The 21776-nt window shown below is 55.3% G+C and carries 14 protein-coding genes and 1 tRNA gene; 1 reads left to right on the top strand and 14 read right to left on the bottom strand.

Annotated elements, in window-relative coordinates:
* Positions 1-27: 27 nt before the first annotated feature.
* The 4 genes from ACKI1H_RS02755 to gmd all read right to left on the bottom strand — a co-directional run bounded on the left by ACKI1H_RS02755 (position 28) and on the right by gmd (position 4370).
* On the bottom strand, positions 28-1170 hold the full coding sequence (locus ACKI1H_RS02755) for a glycosyltransferase (protein ID WP_440467608.1): 1143 nt from the start codon (positions 1168-1170) through the stop codon (positions 28-30).
* Positions 1171-1272: 102 nt separating this feature from the next.
* Positions 1273-2421 carry a glycosyltransferase family 4 protein gene (locus tag ACKI1H_RS02750; protein WP_440467607.1) on the bottom strand — a complete coding sequence of 383 codons (1149 nt, stop codon included), beginning with the start codon at positions 2419-2421 and terminating at the stop codon, positions 1273-1275.
* A 7-nt stretch (positions 2422-2428) separates the two neighbouring features.
* On the bottom strand, positions 2429-3331 hold the full coding sequence (locus ACKI1H_RS02745; protein WP_440467606.1) for a GDP-mannose 4,6-dehydratase: 903 nt from the start codon (positions 3329-3331) through the stop codon (positions 2429-2431).
* A 10-nt stretch (positions 3332-3341) separates the two neighbouring features.
* The gene (gene gmd, locus ACKI1H_RS02740) at positions 3342-4370 is read right to left on the bottom strand and encodes a GDP-mannose 4,6-dehydratase (protein ID WP_440467605.1); all 1029 of its coding nucleotides are present in this window, start codon (positions 4368-4370) and stop codon (positions 3342-3344) included.
* Between the two features lie 347 nt (positions 4371-4717).
* On the opposite strand from gmd, the gene ACKI1H_RS02735 reads away from it, so the two are divergent.
* Positions 4718-6802, top strand: coding sequence for an acyltransferase family protein (locus ACKI1H_RS02735; RefSeq protein ID WP_440467604.1), 2085 nt, complete (start codon positions 4718-4720; stop codon positions 6800-6802).
* 45 nt (positions 6803-6847) lie between these two features.
* Here the strand turns inward: ACKI1H_RS02735 and ACKI1H_RS02730 are convergent, their stop codons facing one another.
* The 10 genes from ACKI1H_RS02730 to ACKI1H_RS02685 form a co-directional block, all read right to left on the bottom strand.
* Positions 6848-10501, bottom strand: a complete 3654-nt coding sequence (locus ACKI1H_RS02730; protein ID WP_440467603.1) for a glycosyltransferase — start codon at positions 10499-10501, stop codon at positions 6848-6850.
* A complete protein-coding gene (locus ACKI1H_RS02725) occupies positions 10498-12741 on the bottom strand; it encodes a methyltransferase domain-containing protein (RefSeq protein ID WP_440467602.1) in 2244 nt (747 codons plus the stop codon). Before ACKI1H_RS02725 ends, ACKI1H_RS02730 begins: the two co-directional genes overlap by 4 nt.
* Positions 12738-14021, bottom strand: a complete 1284-nt coding sequence (locus ACKI1H_RS02720) for an ABC transporter ATP-binding protein (RefSeq protein WP_440467601.1) — start codon at positions 14019-14021, stop codon at positions 12738-12740. Before ACKI1H_RS02720 ends, ACKI1H_RS02725 begins: the two co-directional genes overlap by 4 nt.
* Positions 14018-14803, bottom strand: a complete 786-nt coding sequence (locus ACKI1H_RS02715) for an ABC transporter permease (RefSeq protein ID WP_440467600.1) — start codon at positions 14801-14803, stop codon at positions 14018-14020. Before ACKI1H_RS02715 ends, ACKI1H_RS02720 begins: the two co-directional genes overlap by 4 nt.
* 139 nt (positions 14804-14942) lie before the next feature.
* Positions 14943-16382: a mannose-1-phosphate guanylyltransferase/mannose-6-phosphate isomerase gene (locus ACKI1H_RS02710; protein WP_440467599.1), complete on the bottom strand. Its 1440-nt coding sequence runs from the start codon at positions 16380-16382 to the stop codon at positions 14943-14945.
* 241 nt (positions 16383-16623) lie between these two features.
* Positions 16624-16699, bottom strand: a tRNA-Thr gene (locus tag ACKI1H_RS02705).
* A gap of 74 nt (positions 16700-16773) precedes the next feature.
* Positions 16774-18312 carry a DHA2 family efflux MFS transporter permease subunit gene (locus ACKI1H_RS02700; protein ID WP_440467598.1) on the bottom strand — a complete coding sequence of 513 codons (1539 nt, stop codon included), beginning with the start codon at positions 18310-18312 and terminating at the stop codon, positions 16774-16776.
* A 13-nt stretch (positions 18313-18325) separates the two neighbouring features.
* A complete protein-coding gene (locus ACKI1H_RS02695) occupies positions 18326-19510 on the bottom strand; it encodes an HlyD family secretion protein (protein ID WP_440467597.1) in 1185 nt (394 codons plus the stop codon).
* Between the two features lie 14 nt (positions 19511-19524).
* Complete coding sequence (locus tag ACKI1H_RS02690; protein ID WP_440467596.1) at positions 19525-21012, bottom strand: efflux transporter outer membrane subunit; 1488 nt, start codon at positions 21010-21012, stop codon at positions 19525-19527.
* The gene (locus tag ACKI1H_RS02685) at positions 21009-21482 is read right to left on the bottom strand and encodes a MarR family winged helix-turn-helix transcriptional regulator (protein ID WP_138523720.1); all 474 of its coding nucleotides are present in this window, start codon (positions 21480-21482) and stop codon (positions 21009-21011) included. Before ACKI1H_RS02685 ends, ACKI1H_RS02690 begins: the two co-directional genes overlap by 4 nt.
* Between the last annotated feature and the right edge of the window lie 294 nt (positions 21483-21776).

The raw sequence follows: 21776 nt of genomic DNA, 5'->3' as shown, positions 1-21776 counted from the left end.
GTGCGCGGGCCTGCGCTCGGGAGGAAATTACAGCCGGCTGATCAGGTCCACGAAGTGGGCCCGGACTGTCTCTTCGGAGAAAACCGTCTTGCAGCGGTCTTGTCCGCCCTGCCCCAGCCTGGTGAGCAGCGCAGGGTCGTTATGCAAGGTCAGGATTGCGTCTGCGAGCTTGTCGGCATTGCCCGGCTCTACCGTAATGGCTGCTTCGCCATCGGGAGCGACCCAGTTCACGCCTGTCTGCAGCCAGCAGTTGACGATCGGTCTGGCGCAGGCCATCGCGTCCAGTTGCGCAATGCCAAAGGCCTCGGAGTAGTAGACCGAGGGGAACAGGAACATTTTGGAGTTGCGAATCAGGTAGTACTTGTCTGTATCGCTGACGAAAGCATTGATGAAGTGCACGCGCTGAGGAAACTCCTCGGCAAGCCTCCAGAACCGCTGTTCCTCCGGCCCGATTCCGAAGATCGCCAGATTGACGTGCTCGCCACGTTGCATGAGCAGTCGGAAAGCCGTGTCCAATGACTCGGTGCCTTTGTAGCTCACGAGACGCCCGAAAAACACGCAGTACCCCTCCTGCATGAAATGCTCGGGAAGGGTGTGCTCGGGGGGGCGGGACAGGCATTCATCGATGTAGGGCAGGTTGACCGTATAGGGAACGGCCTGGATGTCCCGATGGATTGCGCCGAGTACTTCGGAGTGTTCTCGCAATGCAGGGCTACCGGTAATGACTAGGTCGGCCTTGCGCACGGCGATGCGGTCGAACAGGTAGGTCACCCGCTTGAGGTAACGTTGGCGATAGACATCGCAGTGATAGCTGACCACGGTCTTGCCGCGGATCAGCCAGTTCAGAAGCGACATGGCTAGGCTGGCCGAGGGGAACTGCAGGTTGATGTGTGTGATGTCCGCATTGCGTGCCTTCAGCAGGAAATGCCAGAAGAACGCAAAACTCAGGGGTACCGACCAGAGATTGCCCAGTGACGCAGCCCGTAGGACACGAACTCCATCGATCAACTCGGTACGGCTGCGCAAGCTGCGCGAAGGCGCGCAGCACAAGACCGTCACATCGTGGCCGCTTTCTTGGTACCAGTGGGCATACTGCTTGACAGCCGTCTCAATCCCGCCGGTGAGGGGGGCATAGGATTTATTGACCAGCAGGATGCGTTTACTTGCCATTGTTCGTCTCGAGGGATGTTTCGTTCAGCTTAGCGGCGGATAGTCCAAGCAGGAGGCGCAGCAGATTACAAGGTTGCTGTTGGCTCCGACAGCTGCGCGGGCTTACCGGCCCCCGATGCGCCGATACACATCCAGTGTCCGCCGTGCACAGGCTTCCCACGAGTAGTCGACGGCGCGCTGCTGGCCAAGGTCGACACGCCGCGCCGCCTGCTCCGGCTGCTCCAGCAGTTCCAGCATGGCTGCGGCGATCGCGTCTGCCTGCGTGGGATCGACGAGCAAGGCGGCATCTCCCGCGACTTCCGGTAAAGACGTCGTGCTGGAAGTGATGACCGGGCAGCGTGAGGCGAAGGCTTCTACCACAGGCAGGCCGAATCCTTCGTATAGCGATGGGAACACCAGTGCGGCGGCCGATTGCAGCAGGGCGCGAACAGTGGTCCCCGGGAGGTACTCGAATCGTCGTCCTTCGCCGCGAGTTTCAAGTTGCCTTAGCGATTCAAGCAGTTCGTCGGACTTCCAGCCAGTACGTCCAACGATGATCAGTGGGTGCTCTTTACGTAGAGTCGCAGGTAGCAGTCGGTGAGCATCGATTACACGCTGCAGATTCTTTCTCGGCTGAAGTGTCCCGACGAAAAGGAAAAAGCCGGGCTTGAGGCCCAGTTCTGCGAGAGTCTGGTGTCTTTGCGCCGCAGGTGTCTCCTCGAAGTATTCCGCGCCAACTCCCAGCGGGGTAACGGAAATACGCTCGGGCGCGATAGACAGGTGCTCGATCAGGTCCCGTTTGCTGAACTCAGAGATAGTGATGAGGTGATCGGCGCTTCGGATTGTTTTGCTGAACAACCAGTTCTTGGTGCGCCTCAATGTCGAAGAAGCCCACTCAGGATGAATCATTGGAATGAGATCCATCACATTCGCTACAACAGGCACTCCCTTGAGCTGTGGGATATGGTGATCAGTGGCGTGGAACAGATCTACTTGATCACCAATTGCAGCAGAAATGCTTCGAGATGGACCGATTGCTGCTGCACGTAGCGCATAGGCGGAGTAGTGGTCGGCGATGACCTGAGGGCGGCCGCAGGCCAGAGTCGGCATATCCCGGCCGAAAGCGAAGGGCGTGAAATGAAACTCTTGCTCCTGGCTTTCGGCGCAGTGCAGAAGGCTTTTCCAGATTTCCCTTGTATAGACTCCGATACCATCCAGATGGCCGGATTGCGCACCTTTGGCCCAGACAGTGGTGCCCACCCCAATTCGCATACGTGCCTTATGATTTCAGTGATGCCGAAGCGCTGCTGAACATGTCCAGGAGGGTCTGTTTCAGAGCATGGTGCGGTTTGAAACCGGTAGCTGATTGGAGGCGCTGATTATCGCCCCGCAGCACAGGAATCTCATTGGCGCGCACGAATGCTGGGTTGACTTGGACACTAATGCGATAGCCAGCAATCTCCTCCATCATTGAGATGATTTCCTGCAGTGCTATTGCGCGACCTGAGCAGATGTTCACCCGTTCACTATGGATTCCGGATTCCAGAAGATGCACATAGGCATCTACTACATCTCGGACATCGGAAAAGTCACGGCTTACATTCAGATTGCCCAGTTCGATCTGCTCCTTACGCTGGGCAAAGTGAGCCACGATCTTGGGAATCAGGAAACGCTCATCCTGTCCGGGGCCAGTGTAATTGAAGGGGCGGGCAATGACGATTGGCTGGCGCTCGAACCAAGTGGCAACCATGTGCTCCATAGCCAGTTTGCTGCAAGCGTAGTGGTTTACCGGTGCAGGGCAGATCTGTTCATGGATCACCTCGACGCCGGGGGTTCCGTAGATGTTCGCGCTGCTGGCAATCAGGATGCGCTGCGGCTTTTCCGGCAGTTTGCCGATTGCCTCGAGCAGGTTGAGCGTGCCAAACACGTTGACATTGTAAAAGGCTCCCTGATCGGCATGCCCTACAAAAGCCAGAGCCGCCAAGTGGATGACCCAGTCCGGTCGGGCATGGGCAACGGCGGCATTGACTGCCGCCGTGTCGGTCAAATCACACGCCAGCATCTCGTCTGCGGCACTGGCGCCGCTTCCAAGGCCTATGACCCTCATGCCGCGCTTGTGTAACGCGTTGATCATGTAGCGACCAGTAAATCCGGAGGCCCCGGTGACGAGAGCGGTTGGCATGCGAATCCCCTTAGAACGAGAAGCCTTGTTCGTTTCGGCGTAGATCCGCTTCGACCATCATTTTGCAGAGTTGTTCGAGAGAGGTCTTGGGCTCCCAGCCCAACTCGCGTTTGGCTTTCTCCGAGCTGCCGATCAGCAGGTCCACTTCGGCGGGCCGGTAGAACTTCGGGTTAATGGAGACTAGGACCTTGCCACTAGAGTCGAGGCCCTGCTCGGACTCTTCCGAGCCTTTCCAGCTCAGCTCGATATCGGCGGCCTTGAACGCCATGCTGACGAAATCGCGGACTGTCTCGGTGCGGTTGGTCGCCAGAACGTAGGTGTCAGGCTTCTCGGCCTGCAACATGCGCCACATACCTTCCACGTATTCCTTGGCAAATCCCCAGTCACGCTTGGCGTCGAGGTTGCCCAGTTCCAGGCGATCAAGCTTGCCGAGTTTGATCTTGGCAACGCTGTCGGTGATCTTGCGGGTCACGAACTCGCGGCCGCGCAGCGGCGACTCATGGTTGAAGAGGATGCCGCTCGAACCGAAGATATCGTAGGACTCGCGATAGTTCACGGTCATCCAATGAGCGTACAACTTGGCCACACCATAGGGGCTACGCGGGTAGAACGGGGTGTCTTCGGTTTGCGGAATGGCTTGCACCTTGCCGAACATCTCAGAGGTGGACGCCTGGTAAAAGCGCACCTTCGGATTGACGATGCGGATAGCTTCCAGCAGGTTCACTGCGCCGATACCGGTAATTTCGGCGGTGGTCAGCGGCTGGTCGAACGACACGCCGACGAAGCTCTGCGCGGCAAGGTTGTAGACCTCGGTGGCTTCGGTGGATTGCAGAAGGCGGATGCTGGCAGAGAGGTCAGTCAGGTCGTATTCGACCAGATGCAGATTCGGGCTCTTCTCGATACCCAATTCTTCGATTCGCCAGAAATTCACCGAGCTGGTGCGGCGATAGGTGCCATAGACCGTATAGCCTTTTTCAAGCAGGAGTTGGGCCAGGTAGGCGCCATCCTGCCCGGTAATTCCGGTAACGATAGCTTTCATCAATCTCTTTCCTTACGTACGGCTTGCTGAGCTGAGCGCTCGTCCTAAGGGGCGCGATCATAACGCCGATGGAGCAAGCTGACCACGTCCAACAGATTGATTGAGTAGGGTTTCCGACCAAGCTCTCGGTCGGAGCCGATCTGGGGGCAATAACTGATCTGGTTGGCGCAACGGCCGGAAGGTCCAAGCTCGTTGCTTGGGCGAGGGGCGATTGAGGTATAGTTCTTCCCTGCAAATGAAGGGGTCCATTGGGGCTCGATGATTGTGGATACTCAGCTGTTGATTGCGGGGGGATTTTTCCCGATCAATGGCGTGATCTGAATGTTTCCTTTCCAGGCGTCGGAATAATGTCGAGAAAACAACAGGCCTACTTTCCATATATAGATGGAATGAGGGCGTTGGCTGTGCTGGCTGTAATAATCTACCACTTGCATGGGCAATGGTTGCCCGGCGGCTTCTCTGGCGTCGACGTATTTTTCGTCATTTCCGGGTTTGTGGTGACGGCATCGGTATTGAAATACCCTCGTGAGAAGGGGCTCTTTCATTTTATTGCTTGGTTCTATAGTAGGCGAATGCAACGTATATTGCCAGCGCTGGTGACCTGTCTTTTGCTGACTTCTCTAGTCGCAGCTATATATATACCTTCTGCATGGCTGAGTGAGGCAAATATCCAGACTGGAAAATTTGCATTTTTTGGTTTGAGTAATTTTATTCTGGCGTCCACGCAGAATGATTATTTTTCTCCGCGCGTTGAGTTTAATCCATACACTCATACTTGGTCGCTTGCGGTAGAGGAACAGTTTTATCTAATTTATCCGCTCATCATGCTGCTCTGGATATTGGGTGGTATATGGCGCCGTATTGCAGTGCTCTTGACGGTTATTGCTGTAATGGCATCGATCGTAGTTGCTTGGTGGCTTGCGAAGGTAAATCCAACGTACGGTTTCTATATGATCGCCAGCCGGTTTTGGGAGTTGGGTGCTGGCTCTCTGATGGCAATCTTCTTTTACTATCGGCATAGGGGCGATACGGCAGGCGATATATCGACGCTCGAAAAATTCGGCTTCGTAATATCCATTGCAATGGTGGTTTTGGGGTTGGTAGTGTCCCGTGCGGACGCTTTCCCTTTTCCAGGAGCGATTTTGCCAGTAATTGGGACGGTCGGTGTCATCTTCTTTCTCCATGGCCGAGAACTGAATGGCAGCCTGACTGCTCCTTTGACCCATCCTTTAACATTATATATTGGCAGATTGTCCTACTCGCTGTATCTCTGGCATTGGCCTGTTTTCGTCCTGTTCCGCTGGACGGTCGGGTTGGAAGGTGGTGCTCAGCGAGGTGCTGCGGTTCTGACGGTGCTGATCCTTTCCATGGCGTCTTATCATCTCGTTGAGAGGCCTTTGCGTTACTCCGGAATCTTCCGAAAACTACCCAATGCTCTGGTCGCACTTGGTGGTATTGCCGTCGCCGCATCAGGATGGTGGATCGCATCGTCAATAGCGTCAAATGAACCTCGTATATCTCAGAGTATTGTCACTCGAAATGCACAAGATTGGTATCCAGTCGGTGATGTACCTGTGGAGCAGGCGAGTGTCTGCGATGCCGCTTTGGATTGGCAGGATTTCAACGGTGCAAAAGTACTGCGCTACAAGGCTGTGAACTGCGCTTCGGGTAAAGAGCAACAGCATTCGGTATTTTTGATTGGCGACTCGCATGCTGGAGCATACGATCCAATGATGCGTGCGTTTGTTCGGCGCACCGGGTTCTCCGCCTATTATTACTCCAATGGGGGCTGCCCGTTTGTGAGCTTCGATCCATCAAGGGATCTTCACAATCCTGGGTGTATGGCAAATATAAAAGTATCTTTGGACGATATGCTGCAACGCTCAAAATCTGGCGACGTTCTGTTTATGGCGGGGCTGCGCATGCCTCGCTTTGTCGACCAGTTTGCGCGCTTCGATCCTCAAGTAACTATGCACAAGATATTCAGCACCGAAGCAGAGCTTGGACGTAGTGAAAGTGAAATATATGCGGAAGATGTGCTGAGAAAATTCACTCAGAAGGGTGTTAAGGTCATTGTTGAGGCACCGAAGCCGGTGTTTCGTCAAGTTCCCTATCGCTGCTCTGATTGGTTTAATCGTGGCAACCCGATTTGTGTTGATGAGGCGGTAGCAGACACCACCGTCATCCAGAGGGTGGAGTTTGAAAAGCTCCGCGCACCAATACTGAGCACCATCACTGACCTAATCCGAGTCAATTCCGATATTTCCATATGGGATCCTGTCAATTGGCTTTGCAGTTCTGCAGAGTGCAGAGTCGCTACTACTGACGGTCGTCCTCTGTTCTTTGATGGTGATCACATAAGTGGGTATGCCAGCGCATCCTTGGCAGGCTCGTTCAGTGATCAAGTCAGGAAAGTTCTGGGGCTCAATTGAAATAGGGGCAGCTCAGGTTGTGCTGAGCTGCCCTTTTCTGCTGGGTTAAGAGTAGACGTTCTGCCGCTCTCTTTGAGTATGAATAGCCGAAATGATATCCGATAGCTGAGTGCTGACAGCCGGATAGGTGTGATGCTTACACCAGTTCTTCGCCGCAGCACTGATTTCTTGTGATAATTCCGACCCCGTGCTTATCGAGTTTAGGATTTCAGAGATTCCGGCTGCAATATGTTGTGCACTGGTACCCTCGAAGCGGAAGGCCGCACCTTCGATATCATCGAAGATGCTCAGAGGGGTGATTGCAACCGGTAGTTTTGTTGCCAATCCATATCGTGCGGCGGCACTGGAAGACTCGCCTGTTTGTTGATAAGCAAACACCAGCAGATCTGCTTCGGAAAGGAGCGAGAGGCTCTCGATGTCACTGAGGAAATCAGTGTGTATCTCTACCAAACCCTCCATATCTAGGCGCTGAGTAGCGTCCGTAAGCTGTTTTATCAGGTTGGCTGACTGCGGGTCAGTCGGATAGCGGGCGTTGACCAACTTCAGCCGGACGGGCGTGCCTTGATCGCGCAATATGGCGCACGCGTCGAGTAGTTCGGGAAGGCCCTTATGCGGGAGGCAGAAGCCATACGAGGCGATAACGGGTATCGAATTGATGTCTCTTGGTGCTTCAGGACGGGAGTAGTCCAGAACTCCATGGGGGATGATGGCAACATTATCTACGAGCCCCAGTTTTTTGAGGCGGTTAAGGTCGCCAGTAGAGTGAACCAATAATCGATGGCACTTACTAAACGAGGCTGCAAGCTCGGCAAGCTGCAGATTGGGGCGTTGGCCTGCAGGATCAGTTGTCGAGTGAAGCATGACAACTACGACTAGCCCATCGTTGACGCAGCGATTGATAAACTCACTGAGCTCATTGAAGTCAAAGAATCCATAGTTGAACTGAATAACGACAGTATTAATATCATGTTCAGCTATTAAGCTATGAATGTTGGAGAGTCCATTATGGTCCTTGCCTTGATTCCAGCATCGGGTAAAGGGACGACCTGATTCGCTATCGGATTCACCAATGTGGGATGCAAAAACCTGAACTTGCTCAGTGGGCATGGATGCAATCAAATGCTCGGAGTAACTGGCAATTCCACAAGGCGTTTTCCAAGAGGTAAGCCAACCAATTCTGAGTGAGGGAGCTTCAGTCTCCCCGCTTCTCAATTGTTGCGCAAAGTGAACAGACTCTTCAGCGACGTGACGCCAGCGGAATTGGCTTAACAAAAATTGCTTTCCCGCATCCGCCTTATGCCGTCGCTCATTATCTGATGCTCTGAACGCCTCCAGCATGCATGTCGCTAGTGACTCTGCGTTGGGTTCTGCCCACACGGATCCAAATAGTTTGAAGTGAGTCGTTGCTTTGGAGAACTCGTAGTCAACGAGCCAGCTATTCTCCGCGTTGCAGAAGTCTAATTGCCCGCCCCACGAGGTCGTGATTACGGGAAGCCCGCTGAGCATCGCTTCAGCCATGGGCAGCCCGAAGCCCTCGGCGCGACTGGGGGCGACTAGAACATGGCAGTGCTGATAAAGGGACTTCAGTTCCCCATCCGTCATGTCAGCTTCCAGGATCTGAACATCGGGATAGTTGGGCGAAAGACGCTTGGCTTCTGAGAGGAGTTTGTGTACGTCGTTATGCGGATTTGGGAAGGTCTTGATAATCAGGCTGACGTCATCGGCTTGTGTAAACGCCATTCCATATGCTTTCAGTAGCACATCGACGCCTTTTCTCGGGAAGCAGGACGAAACATGGAGGAAGCGGAAGCTTTTCACCATCAATCGTGGGGCGTCTGCGGCCTGGATACGCTCCCAGTGGTCAACTCCGTTGCCGACGGCTGTCATTGGGAGACGAACACCATTGTCGATCAGAACCTTCTCAACATAGGTTGAGACGCAGGCGATCCCGTCTAGGTGCTCATTAAAGCTCTTCACCCACTCACGAGGGAAGCCCGTTTCTTCCCAGGCATATTGGTGGAGTAGGTTGAGGTGACCGCGCATGTCAGCCACTCGAGGAGGGTATAGGTTTCGACTGACAACATCCGCAGCCGATTGCGGGAACTCGTTCACTTGCTTATGCATGAGCGAAATATCCGGGTTTCTAAGTAGAAACTCTTCGCTCGCCTCAAAGTCACCAGGTCCCTCTGTCGAATGCAAAATTGGGTTGTGCCCGAGATCGTGCAGCGCCCGAGCAAACTCTCTGTTTACAATTGCCAGACTGTAACTGCTATCAAATGGTCCTTCGACACGCCAGTTCAGTGGAGCGAACTCGGAACTCCGCAAGTTAGAAACCCGAGCACGTTGTTCATTGCGGGCGATCGCTGCAGCAGTGTGCATCAGATCAACGTCCGTTGGGCCAACTTTTGCGTGCACCTTCGTAATGGCCAAAATAAGGTCGTCGTAGCGTGAAGTTGCTCGAGTGGCGGGGTGGGGAGATCGACTCTGCACGATGCTCGTTAGCGCCTCAAGACAAAGCTCTGCGGATCTCGCCCAACTGAAATTTGCGGAGTGCGCGACTGCGTGCAGTTTCAATTCAGCCAGAAAGTCTTGGTCTGTCAGAAGCCTCTCAATGCTCTTGGCCATATTATCGGGAGACTTGGGGTCAAACAGTGCATCTTCGCGGCCAATGACCTCAGGGATGCTGCTCGTGTTGGAGCCAATAACCGCGCATCCACACCGCATGGCCTCGAGAATCGGTAGCCCAAAGCCCTCATGCAGTGAGGGGAATATGAATGCGTGGCAGGTGCTGTACAGGCCTACTAGATCGTCGTCCGAAACATAGTTCGTGAGGATTACATCCTCCGCGCTCAAGGTGGCGTTGCTGATGCAGTTTTCGAGTTCCTGGCGTTGGTCGTCGTCTATCTTGCAGACCAGAACGAGTTGAAATGCACTCCTGACCTCTGAAGAGACCATGCCGTATGCCTGAATCAGGCCATCGAAGTTCTTACGCTGCTCGTAGGCGCTAGAATACATCAGGAACGGTCGGGATATTCCGTAGCGAGAATGTAGTTGACGTGACTGGTCGATTGAAGGGTTGCTGTTCTCGAAGGTATCGCTGACTGCGGAAGATATCGTGAAGACCTGATCGGCGCGAAGTTTCAAGTGTTCCGTCGCTTCCTTGCTAGCATGCTCCGATATTCCAAGTAGTATATCTGCTCGGCCAAGCGACTCTAGCTTTCGGTGGTACCAGTCATGCGCAGGTTTCCATGAAAGAATTGTGTCGCTATTGAGAAGAGGAATTAAATCATAATGAATGACAGCTGTCGGTATGGTGGTGCAAAAACTCCCGACAGAAATCACGCTCTGGTCTATGCTGCCTTGAAAAAGCGACGAAACTAGAAGTGCATCTGGAGCTAAATCTTCAATGAGTTTCTCACGGAGAAGTTCAGCTACTTGCATTCTCCACGAGTTTTCTTCTTCAAACTCATTTACGGGGTGGGGTGCCTCGAATATAATAAAATTTTGCCGAGGTAATATGTCTGAGAATTCGGATATTATCTCTTCGACAGTATCTCTGAAGAGTCCATTCAGCAGGATTCTTACGTCATTCTCGTCAGATTTTAGTATTATCGCGCGAGCCAACGATTTGCAGTACCGGCCAATACCGCGCAGACGGCTTGCATTTTGCGCACCTTGAAGGTCAATCAAAATTTTCACTGCTGACGTCCCTTCTGCTCTTTATTGATGGCGTTGTCGAGGTCGAGGTAAATTTGCCTAGCCCTTGCTGACATTTTGACCGGATATATAATCGGTGGTTGGATAGGTGTAAGCGGCGTCTGTTCCATTCTGATGACTTTCTTGTGTAGTGCTGGAACAAGACGCAAGAGACGACCAAGTGCGTTTCGCAAGCGTGGATGTCTGCGAGAGTAATATAGGGCGCCCAAAATTACGGGGCGAAAAGCGCGCTTGGTCGGGCTTATGATCAGTCGATTAATCGTCCTATTCCGTGGGAAGTTTGACAGTGCCAAGCTCACATGGCGTACTGGTGCAGTTATCTTCCACGAGGTACTTTGTACCAGGTCTAGGGATTTTTTCTCTGCCAAGTAAGTTCTTTGCCGCCAGCTGTGTGCTTCGGCATCTTTTTCGGTGAGCGCCTTCTTTAGCTCGAAGAGTTCGTTCAGCGTGTTGTATCGTATATCTAGTTCGGCGTATTTTTCTGTCAACGCTTTCTTTAATTCGTTGAGTTCGCTCAGCGAACTGCGCAGAGCGTCGGCATTGAAACTCGTGCTGGCGACATTGGTTAAAATATCGCGTAAGGACTGAAACTCCCCCGAGATATCTTGCTTAATATCACCCCTAATATTGTCCAGCCGGTTGGCGTTGGTCACAGCTAGATCCGAGACCTTTCGAAGCTCAGCCCGTTGTAGACTAAGCTCATCCTTCAGTAACTCAAAGCTATGAGCTTGCTGTTGGGTCAGGCGCTCCTCGATACTTAGTATCTCTTTCTTGGTGGTGGCTCTGCTCTCATGCTCGTGATTTAGAATCAACTTGATTGCAGATTCCATCTTCTGCTCCCACAGTTGTGGGGGGGACTCGATAATATCAGCTTTGCCACTGGCAGGCGCATCCAATGCTTTGGCCATAAGTGAAAAACTCCATTGTTCCAGCGGCCTCTGCCAAAGCTGAGCGGCCCAGTGATTAAAAGGGGGCGGTAAATTATAGGGGCTTATGTTTGGGGGGCGGATCGGTGTCGGTGGAGAGATATCTTGGCTGGATATCTCTTTTAAAAGTATGAAGATAGATAGATATATATTGTCTGGCCAAGTGCAATCTTGAGGGGTGTCGCAGATTGCACCATAGTCAATTAGAAGTGCATCATCTTCAGGGGTTATAAGGATATTCCATGTGCGAATATCATTATGATAATAGCCTAGGCGCTCTAGGTCCTCCGTCTGCTTTAATATGCTGCGCAGTACTTTTGTTGCGTCGATCGGGATGTTTTCCTTGATAATATCAAGAAGGAGAATTCCCGGGATCAGTGTGCGTACGAGCCAGGCTTCAGTTTCATGCTGGCCGAAGGTAATTATTCTGGGCGGTCGGAGAGAGTTTGGAAGCTTATCGAGAATAGCGCTCTCATTGGCTAGCTCTGTGAAATTGCTTTTATGGCTTTCGTTTGGCACTCGGAACAGTTTGACAAGCGTATCTTCGGCGAAGAAGTAACGTCGTGTTCCTCCATGAGCTCCCTGCTCCAGTGCATGAGGAGAGTCGCTCCAGTGGTCGAACTTGCCTGCGAGACCATCTAGTACCCAGTACTTTTTGCTGGCGACATAGAGAGGGCGCTCGATCTCGCAGAGATGTGTATGGTGTTTCGAAAGCTCATGGGTGAATGGAAAGCCGTCGAGTAAGCTCCTGGGGTCTTCTGGCTGCGCATTGCCCCAATAAAGTGGTTCGCTTTTTAGCGCAAACTCAAATATAGAGACTTTGGACTTTTCGGCAACCTGGTTTAGTAGTTTTGAAGTAAAGGGTATGCCTTTTTCATATATGATGTGATGAAATACGCTTAGTCCAAGGACTAAATCAAATTCATCTTCCTGAAGGCTCTCAATGATTGTTTCGGCTCTGGCAAGTTCAAATCTGATATTGAAGCTTGGGTTTTCATCTGCCAATGCTCGGCAAAGTTCGATATTTCTTTCTAGATAATCAACGCCGAGGACTGTTGCACCTGCTTTGGCGAGGTTCAAGCTGAAATATCCCTGCGCGCATCCAATGTCAAGTATGCGCAGAGGGCGATCGAGAGACTTGGAGAGAGCCCTATATACCTTGATTATCTGGGCTAGCCGGTCCTCGCACTCTCTCGATGCAGTAGCAGTATATTCTGCGTGCCCAAATATTGGCTGGTAGACCTCTGGTAATTCCAGGACCTTTTGGGTAATAGTCGTGATGTTGGAATTGGTCATGGTATTAACTCGGTGCTTTGAAATTCGGCATTCAAGTCGATAAGGCCCCAGATAGGTTGTGCACGGCTTACTCGAAATATAACTGAATCATATCTGCGCTCTAATGGTGTAAGTTCTCCGGGTAGTGACCCTGCGGAGACTCCAAAAGAAAGCATGTAGTCGCCTTCGTTTAGACTCATGGGGAGCGAAAAAGTGAATGCAAGGGTGCTTCCTGCTTCGGCGGAGATCAGTTCTCTGCCGTGAGTGGATATATATGAGTTAGTCCCATATAGATACAGCCCTTCGAGAGTTCTAATCAATATGCCAGGAACAACGTTGCCGTGATTTTCGGTAAATTTAACCTTGAATCTGATGTTTATACGGCTGCCGCATTCTATTTGGGGGGGGAATTTCTCTTTTTCGTTGTCGATGCTGAAGTCGAGGATAGTTGCACCACCCTTTCCCCAGCGGTGTTCTTCTTTGCGATAGCCAGGGCGTGTACTGAATACGTCTGCATGGCTAGTCGTAAACGAGTCGTTGGTCGTCGGAGCGTTTGCATTAGAGCTTTCGCGCTTCTTGCCAAATAAATCATCAAGATAGAGGTTGGTGACTTCGGCCGGATTCCCATCTTTTAAAATTCGCCCTTCTCTCATGAAGATGGCTCTATCGCAATGCTTTACGACATCACCGGTCGAATGTGTTACTAGAATTAAAGATGTTCCTTGCTTCTTGAATTCGGATATTCTTTTATAGCACTTAGATTGAAAGTAAGCGTCACCGACAGAGAGTGCTTCATCAACAATAAGAATGTCTGGTCGAAACGCTGTGGCGACTGCAAACGCGACGCGTGCCTGCATGCCGCTGGAATAGGTCCTGACGGGCTGATTGAAGTATTCTCCGATATCAGAGAATTGCTCAATGTCTGGAAGCGCTTGGAGTATTGTTTCCTTGTTGAATCCCATGAGCCCTGCGGAGTGGATAGCGTTTTCCCTTCCTGAAAGCTCAGGGTTAAATCCCATGCCAAGTTCGAGAATAGCTGCTACTCGCCCGCTACTTTCGACGGAGCCAGTTGATGGAGTCAGGGTGCCACTTATGATTTTCAGCAGGGTCGATTTTCCGGTTCCATTTTTACCGAGGATCCCGATCGACTCGCCGCGCTGGATATCAATATTAATATCTTGGATGACCCAGTGATCAACGATTTTTTTACTTTGAATACCAAACCAAGCAGCGAATCGCTGCCATTCAGAGTGGTAGGTGCGATAGGACTTTCCAACGCCTTTTACGCTGAGGACGGTCATAGTACGTCCACCATTTCCGGTGCGGCCTTTCGGAAGAGGAAAAGGCTGAGTGTCAGGAGTGCCAGGGCTACAATGAAAGCTGTGAACATGCTGGAAACATCAGGCGCTGTAGAATACAGAATCACATCGTGGTAGCCGCTTATTATTCCTATCATAGGATTCAGTCCAATGTATGGAGAAAGCCATGCTGGGACTATTGTTAAGGGGTAAACTATAGGGGTGAACCAGAATAGTATTTGGAGAATGATCGGAATAACTTGGCCGACATCCCGGACAAAGACATTTAATATGCCGAAAAGCAACCCCAGGCCGGTTGCGAGCATGACGACCAATAGTGTCAGTGGTATCAGCCAAAATATGTTTGCGTTGGGGATGTGGCCTGCGATAGCAAAAGCGCAAATGGCGGAAAGAATAAGCAGCACATTATTCAGCAGGCTTGATCCTACGACGATAGCTGGCAGTGTTATGCGGGGGAAACGCATTTTCTTCATCAAGTTGCCATTCTCAATAAAGACATTCAGGCACCTTGAGGTTATTTCCTGGAAGAGGGACCAGCCAATGGTGCCTGCCGTGAGATATATTGCATAGGCATATTTATTGTTTATTCCAGGTAATTTTGCTGCCAGGACGTTGGACAGAATCAGAGCGTATATTGCCACCTGAACTAATGGGTTTATTATCATCCAAACTCCGCCGAGTCGGCTTCTCGAAAATCTGGAAACCAATTCATTTCGAATGGATGTTAATATAAAGCTTCTATATTGCCAGAGGCTGTTCCACATTAGGACTAGACCTTTAATCTCTTGTGTGATTTGGCGACTTTTTAAAGGCTCGGCCCAGCGTATGCTGGGCCGGCTAATAAGTTTTCTAAGTATTCCAGTTCGTAACTCATCTGGAAATTATAGAGTGCTTGCTTGTTTTTTAACTGCTCACCCGTCCGTAATTATCCTGAAAGCGGACAATATCGTCTTCGCCAAGGTAATCACCACTCTGCACTTCGATCAACACCAGATCGATCACGCCAGGGTTTTCCAGACGGTGCCTGTGTCCGGCCGGAATGAAGGTCGACTCGTTGCTGTTGAGCATCATGGTGCTCTCGCCATTGACCACCTTGGCCATGCCGGTGACCACGATCCAGTGCTCGCTGCGGTGATGGTGCATCTGCAGTGACAGCGAAGCACCTGGCTTGACCACAATGCGCTTGATCTTGAAGCGATGGCCTTCCTCGAGGGTCGTGTAAGTACCCCAAGGGCGGTGTACCGTCCGATGCAGCAGATGCGCGCTGTGGCCGCTCTTCTTCAGCTGGGCGACAATCTGTTTGACATCCTGGGTGTGCTCCTTGTGAGCGATCAGCAGGGCGTCCGGTGTATCGACGACGATCAGGTTCTGAACACCGACCAGGGCGGCGAGACGCTCCGGGCTGTGCACATAGTTGTTATTGGCGCCATGGATCAGGACTTCACCCTCAAAGCGATTGCCGGCCTCGTCTTCGGGTGTGAGCTCGCTCAGTGCGTTCCAGGAGCCGATGTCGCTCCATCCCAGGTTGCAGGGCACGGTGGCGACCTTGGCCGAGCGCTCCATCAGCGCATAGTCGATGGAAATGTCGGGGACGTTCTTGAACAGCTCGCCTTCCAGCGACAGGCAACGGTGCGCGGCGGCTTCCGTCAGGCGTGACTGCTTCAGCGTGGCCGCTACGGCGTCATGGACCTCCGGGGCATGAGCCTTCATCTCGTCAAGCAGGGTGCCTACGCGGAAGCAGAACATGCCGGAGTTCCAGAAGTAGTTACCCGCCGCGAGATACTCCTCGGCCTTCTCCTGGCTGGGCTTCTCTACGAAGCGTTTGACCTTGAGGCCGCCTTCCAGGGCATCGCTGTCGCTCTCGATGTAGCCGAAGCCGGTTTCCGGGTACTGCGGTTGTATGCCAAAGGTCACCAGCCAGCCGGCGGCAGCCAGGCGCGCTGCATTGGCGACAGCCTCGGCAAATGCGTCGTTATGCTTGATTAGATGGTCGGCTGGCAATACCAGCATCAATGCCTCAGGTCCGTGAGCCTGATCCAGCTGCAGCGCGGCTGAGAGAACAGCGGCGGCGGTATTGCGGCCGAAAGGCTCGAGCACATAGCTCAGGCATTGAGCTTGCGGCTTCAGTGCGCGGTACTCGTCTTCGGTCTTGAAGAACAGCTCGCGGTTGGTGACCGTCATCACTTCGGTCACGCCATCCAGGGCGAGGGCTCGCAGCAGTGTCTTCTGCAGAAGGTTCTGCCCATCGGGGAGGGGCATGAAGGGCTTGGGGTGCGCTTCGCGCGAAACGGGCCACAGCCGGCTGCCTGCGCCGCCACAAATGATCACTGGGATCAACATCAATCAATATTCCTTTGCAAATGACATCCTACGCCGCATCGTCTGGCTGCTTGCACTCCGGTTCAGGCCGGTCGCGTCGGGCAGTTGGCAGTCGAATGTTTAAGACTACCAAAATGGGGCGGGGAGCTCATAGTGAATCCGCCGATTTGATATGGGGCACAGAGTTAACTAGGAATTGGATCGTGCTGGAGGTGTTTTGGTTCCAGAACGCAAAAGCCCACCGACGGGTGGGCTTTTGAGGAGATGGTGCCGGCACCAGGAGTCGAACCCGGGACCTACTGATTACAAGTCAGTTGCTCTACCAGCTGAGCTATACCGGCAAGGAGGGGCGCCATTATAGCCACGGCGCCCGGGGTGTAAACCACTGATTTGTCAGAATGATCCGCAGTTTGGGTCAGTGTCCGCCAGCAGCCGCTGCGCCGGGCTTGGCGCCGAAAGGCGGTTTGGCCAGGCAGATGACCACCAGCATCGCCAGAAAGACCCAGCCGAGGAGGGTGAAGTAGTCGATGGTGCTGATCATGTAGGCCTGGCTTTCCACCATCCGTTCCAGCAGCGCAGCGCTATGTTGGCCGGGGCCTCCAAGCTGTTCGACGGTGGCGCGGGTGGCTGGGTCGTACTGGCTGATGTTCTCCGTCAGGTAGGCGTGGTGCATGGTGGCGCGGCGATTCCAGATCCAGGTGGTGAGCGATGCGGCGAAGCTGCCTGCCAGGGTCCGTAGGAAGGTTGCAAGGCCGGAGCCGTCGGCGATCTGGTCCGGTGGCAGGTCGGAGAGCAGGATGCTCAGGATCGGCATGAAGAAGAAGGCCACGCCCAGCCCCATGAAGAGCTGCACCAGGGCGATGTGCAGGTAGTCGACTTCGGTGGTGAAGTCGGCGCGCATGAAACAGGTCGCCGCCATCGCGAGGAAAGCCAGCCCCGCCAGCAGACGCAGGTCGAAGTTGTTCGCGTAGCGGCCGACGAGCGGTGAGAGGAATACCGGCAGGATGCCGATCGGTGCGGCTGCCAGCCCTGCCCAGGTGGCGGTGTAGCCCATCTGGGTCTGCAGCCACTGCGGTAGCAGGAGGTTCATGCCGAAGAAGCCAGCGTAGCCGCCGACCAGCGCCAGGGTTCCCACAGTGAAGTTGCGGTGCACGAACAGTCGCAGATTGACGATCGGGTGTTTGTCGGTCAGCTCCCAGATCACGAACACCGCCAGGGCTATGACCGCGATCACAGTGCCGCCGATGATGAAGCCGGATTCGAACCAGTCCAGGTCGTTACCCTTGTCGAGCACGATCTGCAGGGCGCCGACGCCGATCACCAGCATTGCCAGGCCCATGTAGTCCATGGGTGCGTGCTTGATCACCACTGGGCGGGCGCGCAGCTGCTGATAGACGACCATGGCGGCGAACAGGCCGATGGGCACGTTGATGAAGAAGATCCACGGCCAACTGTAGCTGTCGGTGATCCAGCCGCCAAGGATCGGCCCGGCGATGGGTGCCACCACCGTCACCATCGCCAGCAGTGCCAGTGCCATCCCCCTTTTCGCCGGGGGATAGATGGAGATCAGCAGGGTCTGGGTGATCGGGTAGAGCGGCCCGGCGACGAAGCCCTGGATGGCTCGGAAGCCGACCAGCATGCCCATTTGCTGCGCGACGCCGCAGAGGAAGGAGGCGATCACGAAGAGCAGCGTGGCGGCGATGAACAGGCGCACCTCGCCGACCTTGCGGCTGAGCCAGCCGGTGAGCGGCAGGGCGATGGCGTTGCTCACCGCGAAGGAGGTGATGACCCAGGTGCCCTGCTCGGAGCTCACCCCGAGATTGCCGGAGATGGTCGGCAGGGCGACGTTGGCGATGGTGGTGTCCAGCACCTGCATGAAGGTCGCCAGCGAAAGGCCGATGGTGGCCATGACCAGGCTGGGTGGGCTGAAACTGCTGCTGTTGGGCTGGCTCATGATTGCAGTCGGATCAGCGCTGCGCGGTGCGGTGGTTGGCGTCGGCCAGGTTGGCCTGGATCAGCTTCTCGATCAGCTGGTCGGCTGAGGCCAGTTGCTCCTGGTACACGTCGGTGGAGAACACCGCCTCGTGTGGGGGCTGCTGGGCGAGGGCCGGGCCGCTCTGGTCATGCAGGCTGACATTGACGTCCATGGACAGGCCAATGCGCAGCGGGTTCTTTGCCAATTCCTCGGCATTGACGCGGATGCGTACCGGCACGCGCTGGACGATCTTGATCCAGTTGCCGGTGGCGTTCTGCGCCGGTAGCAGGGAGAAGGCGCTGCCGGTGCCGACGCCGAGGCTGTCGACGGTGCCGGAGTACTTCACTTCGCTGCCATAGAGGTCAGAGCGGATCTCCACCGGCTGGCCGATGCGCATGTGCTTGAGCTGGGTTTCCTTGAAGTTGGCGTCGATCCACACCTGGTCCAGCGGGATCACCGCCATCAGCGCAGCACCAGGCTGAACGCGCTGGCCGACCTGCACGGTGCGTTTGGCGACGTAGCCGGTGACCGGCGCGATGATCACCGCACGGGCGTCGTCCAGGTAGGCCTGGCGCAGCTTGGCGGCGGCGGCTTTGACGTCCGGGTGAGAGGCGATCACGGTGTCGTCGACCAGTGCACGGTTGGTGTCCAGTTGCTGCTCGGAGTTGGTCAGCGAGCTGCGCGCGGTGTCCAGGGCGTCGCGGGCGTGGGCCAGTTCTTCCTGGGAGATGGCGCCGTCATTGGCGAGGTTCTGGCGGCGCTTGAAGTCGGCCTCGGCCTTGGCCAGGGCGACTTTCTTCGTGGCGACGTCGGCCTTGTAGCCGTCGACATTGCTGAATAGCCCGCGTACCTGGCGCACGGTGCGCGCGAGGTTGGCTTCGGCCTGCTGCAGGGCGATGTCGGCATCACTGGGGTCGAACTTCACCAGCACTTGACCCTTGTGCACCAGGTCGCCGTCATCGGCGCCGATGCTGACCACGGTGCCGGTGATCTGCGGGGTGATCTGCACGACGTTGCCGTTCACGTAGGCATCGTCGGTGTCCTCGTGCCAGCGGCCGTAGAGGACCTCCCAGGCGACGCTGGCGAGGCCGGCGAGGATGACGACGGCGAGCAGGATCAGCAGCCAGCGCTTGCGCTTGGGATTGCCGTTCGGGGTTTCTTGGGTGGTGGTGCTCATGTCGGGTGCCTCGTTCAGTGCGCGGCGGCCGCGCTTGCCTGGGCGAGCGGGGCGGGAGTGAAAGTGGTGTCGGGCTGGTAGCCACCGCCCAGGGCCTGGATCAGTTGCACCGAGAGATCAATGCGCTCGGCATCCAGGTTGGCCAGCTGGCGTTCGGCGAGGAGCAGTTGCTGCTGCACGCTGAGGGCGTCGAGGTAGTTGCCGACGCCTTCGCCGTAACGGCGCATGGCCAGGTCGAAGTTGGATTTGGCGATGTCGCGGGCATCGCGCTGGTCGTCGATCTGCTGCTCCAGCGAGCGCAGCTTGCCGAGGTCGTCGGTGACCTCGCCGAGGGCGTTGACCAGCGTCTTGTTGTACTGGGCGACGGCCAGGTCGTAGTCGGCGTCCTTCCCGGCGAGGTTGGCGCGCAGACGGCCGCCATCGAAGATTGGCAGGGAGATGGCCGGGGCGATCTGGAAGAACCGGCTCGGTGCCTTCAGCACGTCGCTGGTGTGCAGGGCGGCCAGACCGACCATCGCCCCCAGGTTCACATTGGGATAGAACTCGGTCTTCGCCGAGTCGATGCTTTTCGATGTCGCCTCGACGCGCCAGCGGGCGGCGACGATGTCCGGGCGGCGCCCCAGCAGCTCGGCCGGCAGGTTCGATGGAAGGCTCAGCGCGCCGGGCTTGAGTACCTGCGGGCGCTGCAGCTCCTGGCCGCGATCCGGACCCTGGCCGAGCAGGACGGCGAGGGCAATGCGATCGCTGGCGATCTCCTGGTCAGCAGCGGCCAACTGCTGCTTGGCGCTGGCGACCTGGGACTGCGTCTGTTGCAGCTGGACCTTGCTGTCCAGGCCGGCGTCCATGCGCTTCTGGCTGAGCTGGAAGAGGTGCTGCGAGCGATCCAGTTCGTCTTTGGCCAGGTCGCGGGCGACGAAGGCGTGGGCCAGGTTGCTGTAAGCGCGGGCGACATTGGTGGAGAGCGTGATCGAGGCGGCCTGGCGGTCGACTTCGGCGGCGTTGGCCTGGCCGAGAGCGGCTTCCCAGGCGTCGCGCTGGCCGCCCCAGAGATCGAGGTCGTAGCTGAAGCTCAGCGACAGGTATTTCACCGCCGAGTAACGGCCGCCGGTCGGTGCCGGCAGGACGCTTTCCGGTGCGCGGATGCCAGCGTAGCTGGCAGTACCCTTCACGCTGGGCATGCGTTCGGCGTCCTGCCCTTGTGCGGCGGCAATAGCCTGGCGGGCGCGGGCGCTGGCGATATCCAGGTCCGGCGTGCCGCGCAGGGCTTCGCCGATCAGGCTGTCCAGTTGTGGGTCGCCCAGGCTGCTCCACCAGTGATCGCTGGGCCACGAGGCGGCGGATAGCGGGGCGCCGTCGAGGCTGATGCCGGCCTTCAGGCTGGCAGGGTCGGTTGCCTTGCCGCTGGTGGTCAGCCCCGTGTAGCTGACGCAGCCGGAGAGTCCCAGCACGGCGGCAAATACGGCGGCCGGCAGCAGGGCAGTGCGAAGGTGGTTCATGTTCATTTCTCCTGCGCCGCGCAATGGGCCGCGGCGCCGTGGGCGCGCAGGATCTTGTCGAGCAGGCCGGTAAGGGTCTGCAGCTCGTCACGGGACAGGCCGCCAACCAGTTCGTTCATGGCTGCGGCGGCGATGCGCGGGGCCTCGTCGTTCACGGCCTGTCCGGCAGTGCTCAGGCTCAGGCGCACGCTACGGCGGTCGTTCTGGCAGGGCTCACGGAGCAGCAGGTCCTTGCGCGCGAGGCGATCGAGCATGCGAGTCATGGAGCCGCTGTCGATGGACAGCTCGCGGCACAGCTCGGCCGGGGTGTTGGCGCGGTCGTTGCCGATGAAGAACAGCACCTTGAACTGCGCGGCGGTGATGTCCAGATGTGCCAGGTGTTTGTCCAGCAGGCGGTCCTTGAGGATGGCGGTGGCGCCCAGCAATTGGCCGATGGAGCCTTTGAACGGAAAATCCGCGACGTCGTAGTGATTCATGTCAAAACAGATAGCTGCTTAGGCAGTGAAATGTTTCGAAATGATACTGCCTAGGCAGCGATTGACAAGATTCTATTGTCGCGATTGCGCAACAATCCGTTCCGCCAGGCGCTATTGGAGCAGGAATGGCAACAGGGATGGCTGATTTCCTACGCCGCCCTCGGCTCTTTATGCACAAGGGGGAAAGCTTTAGGGCAGAAATTGCATATGAGATGTGATAGCAATCACGAAGTTTCGTAACTTGCTGTTTTTTAAGTATTTAATTCATATGTACAAAAAATGACCAGATCGCAG

The sequence above is a fragment of the Pseudomonas sp. YH-1 genome (assembly GCF_051990045.1).
Taxonomy (GTDB): domain Bacteria; phylum Pseudomonadota; class Gammaproteobacteria; order Pseudomonadales; family Pseudomonadaceae; genus Pseudomonas; species Pseudomonas nicosulfuronedens.
Note: the sequence above shows the minus strand (reverse complement) of the source record. Positions and strands in the feature narration are given on the sequence as shown.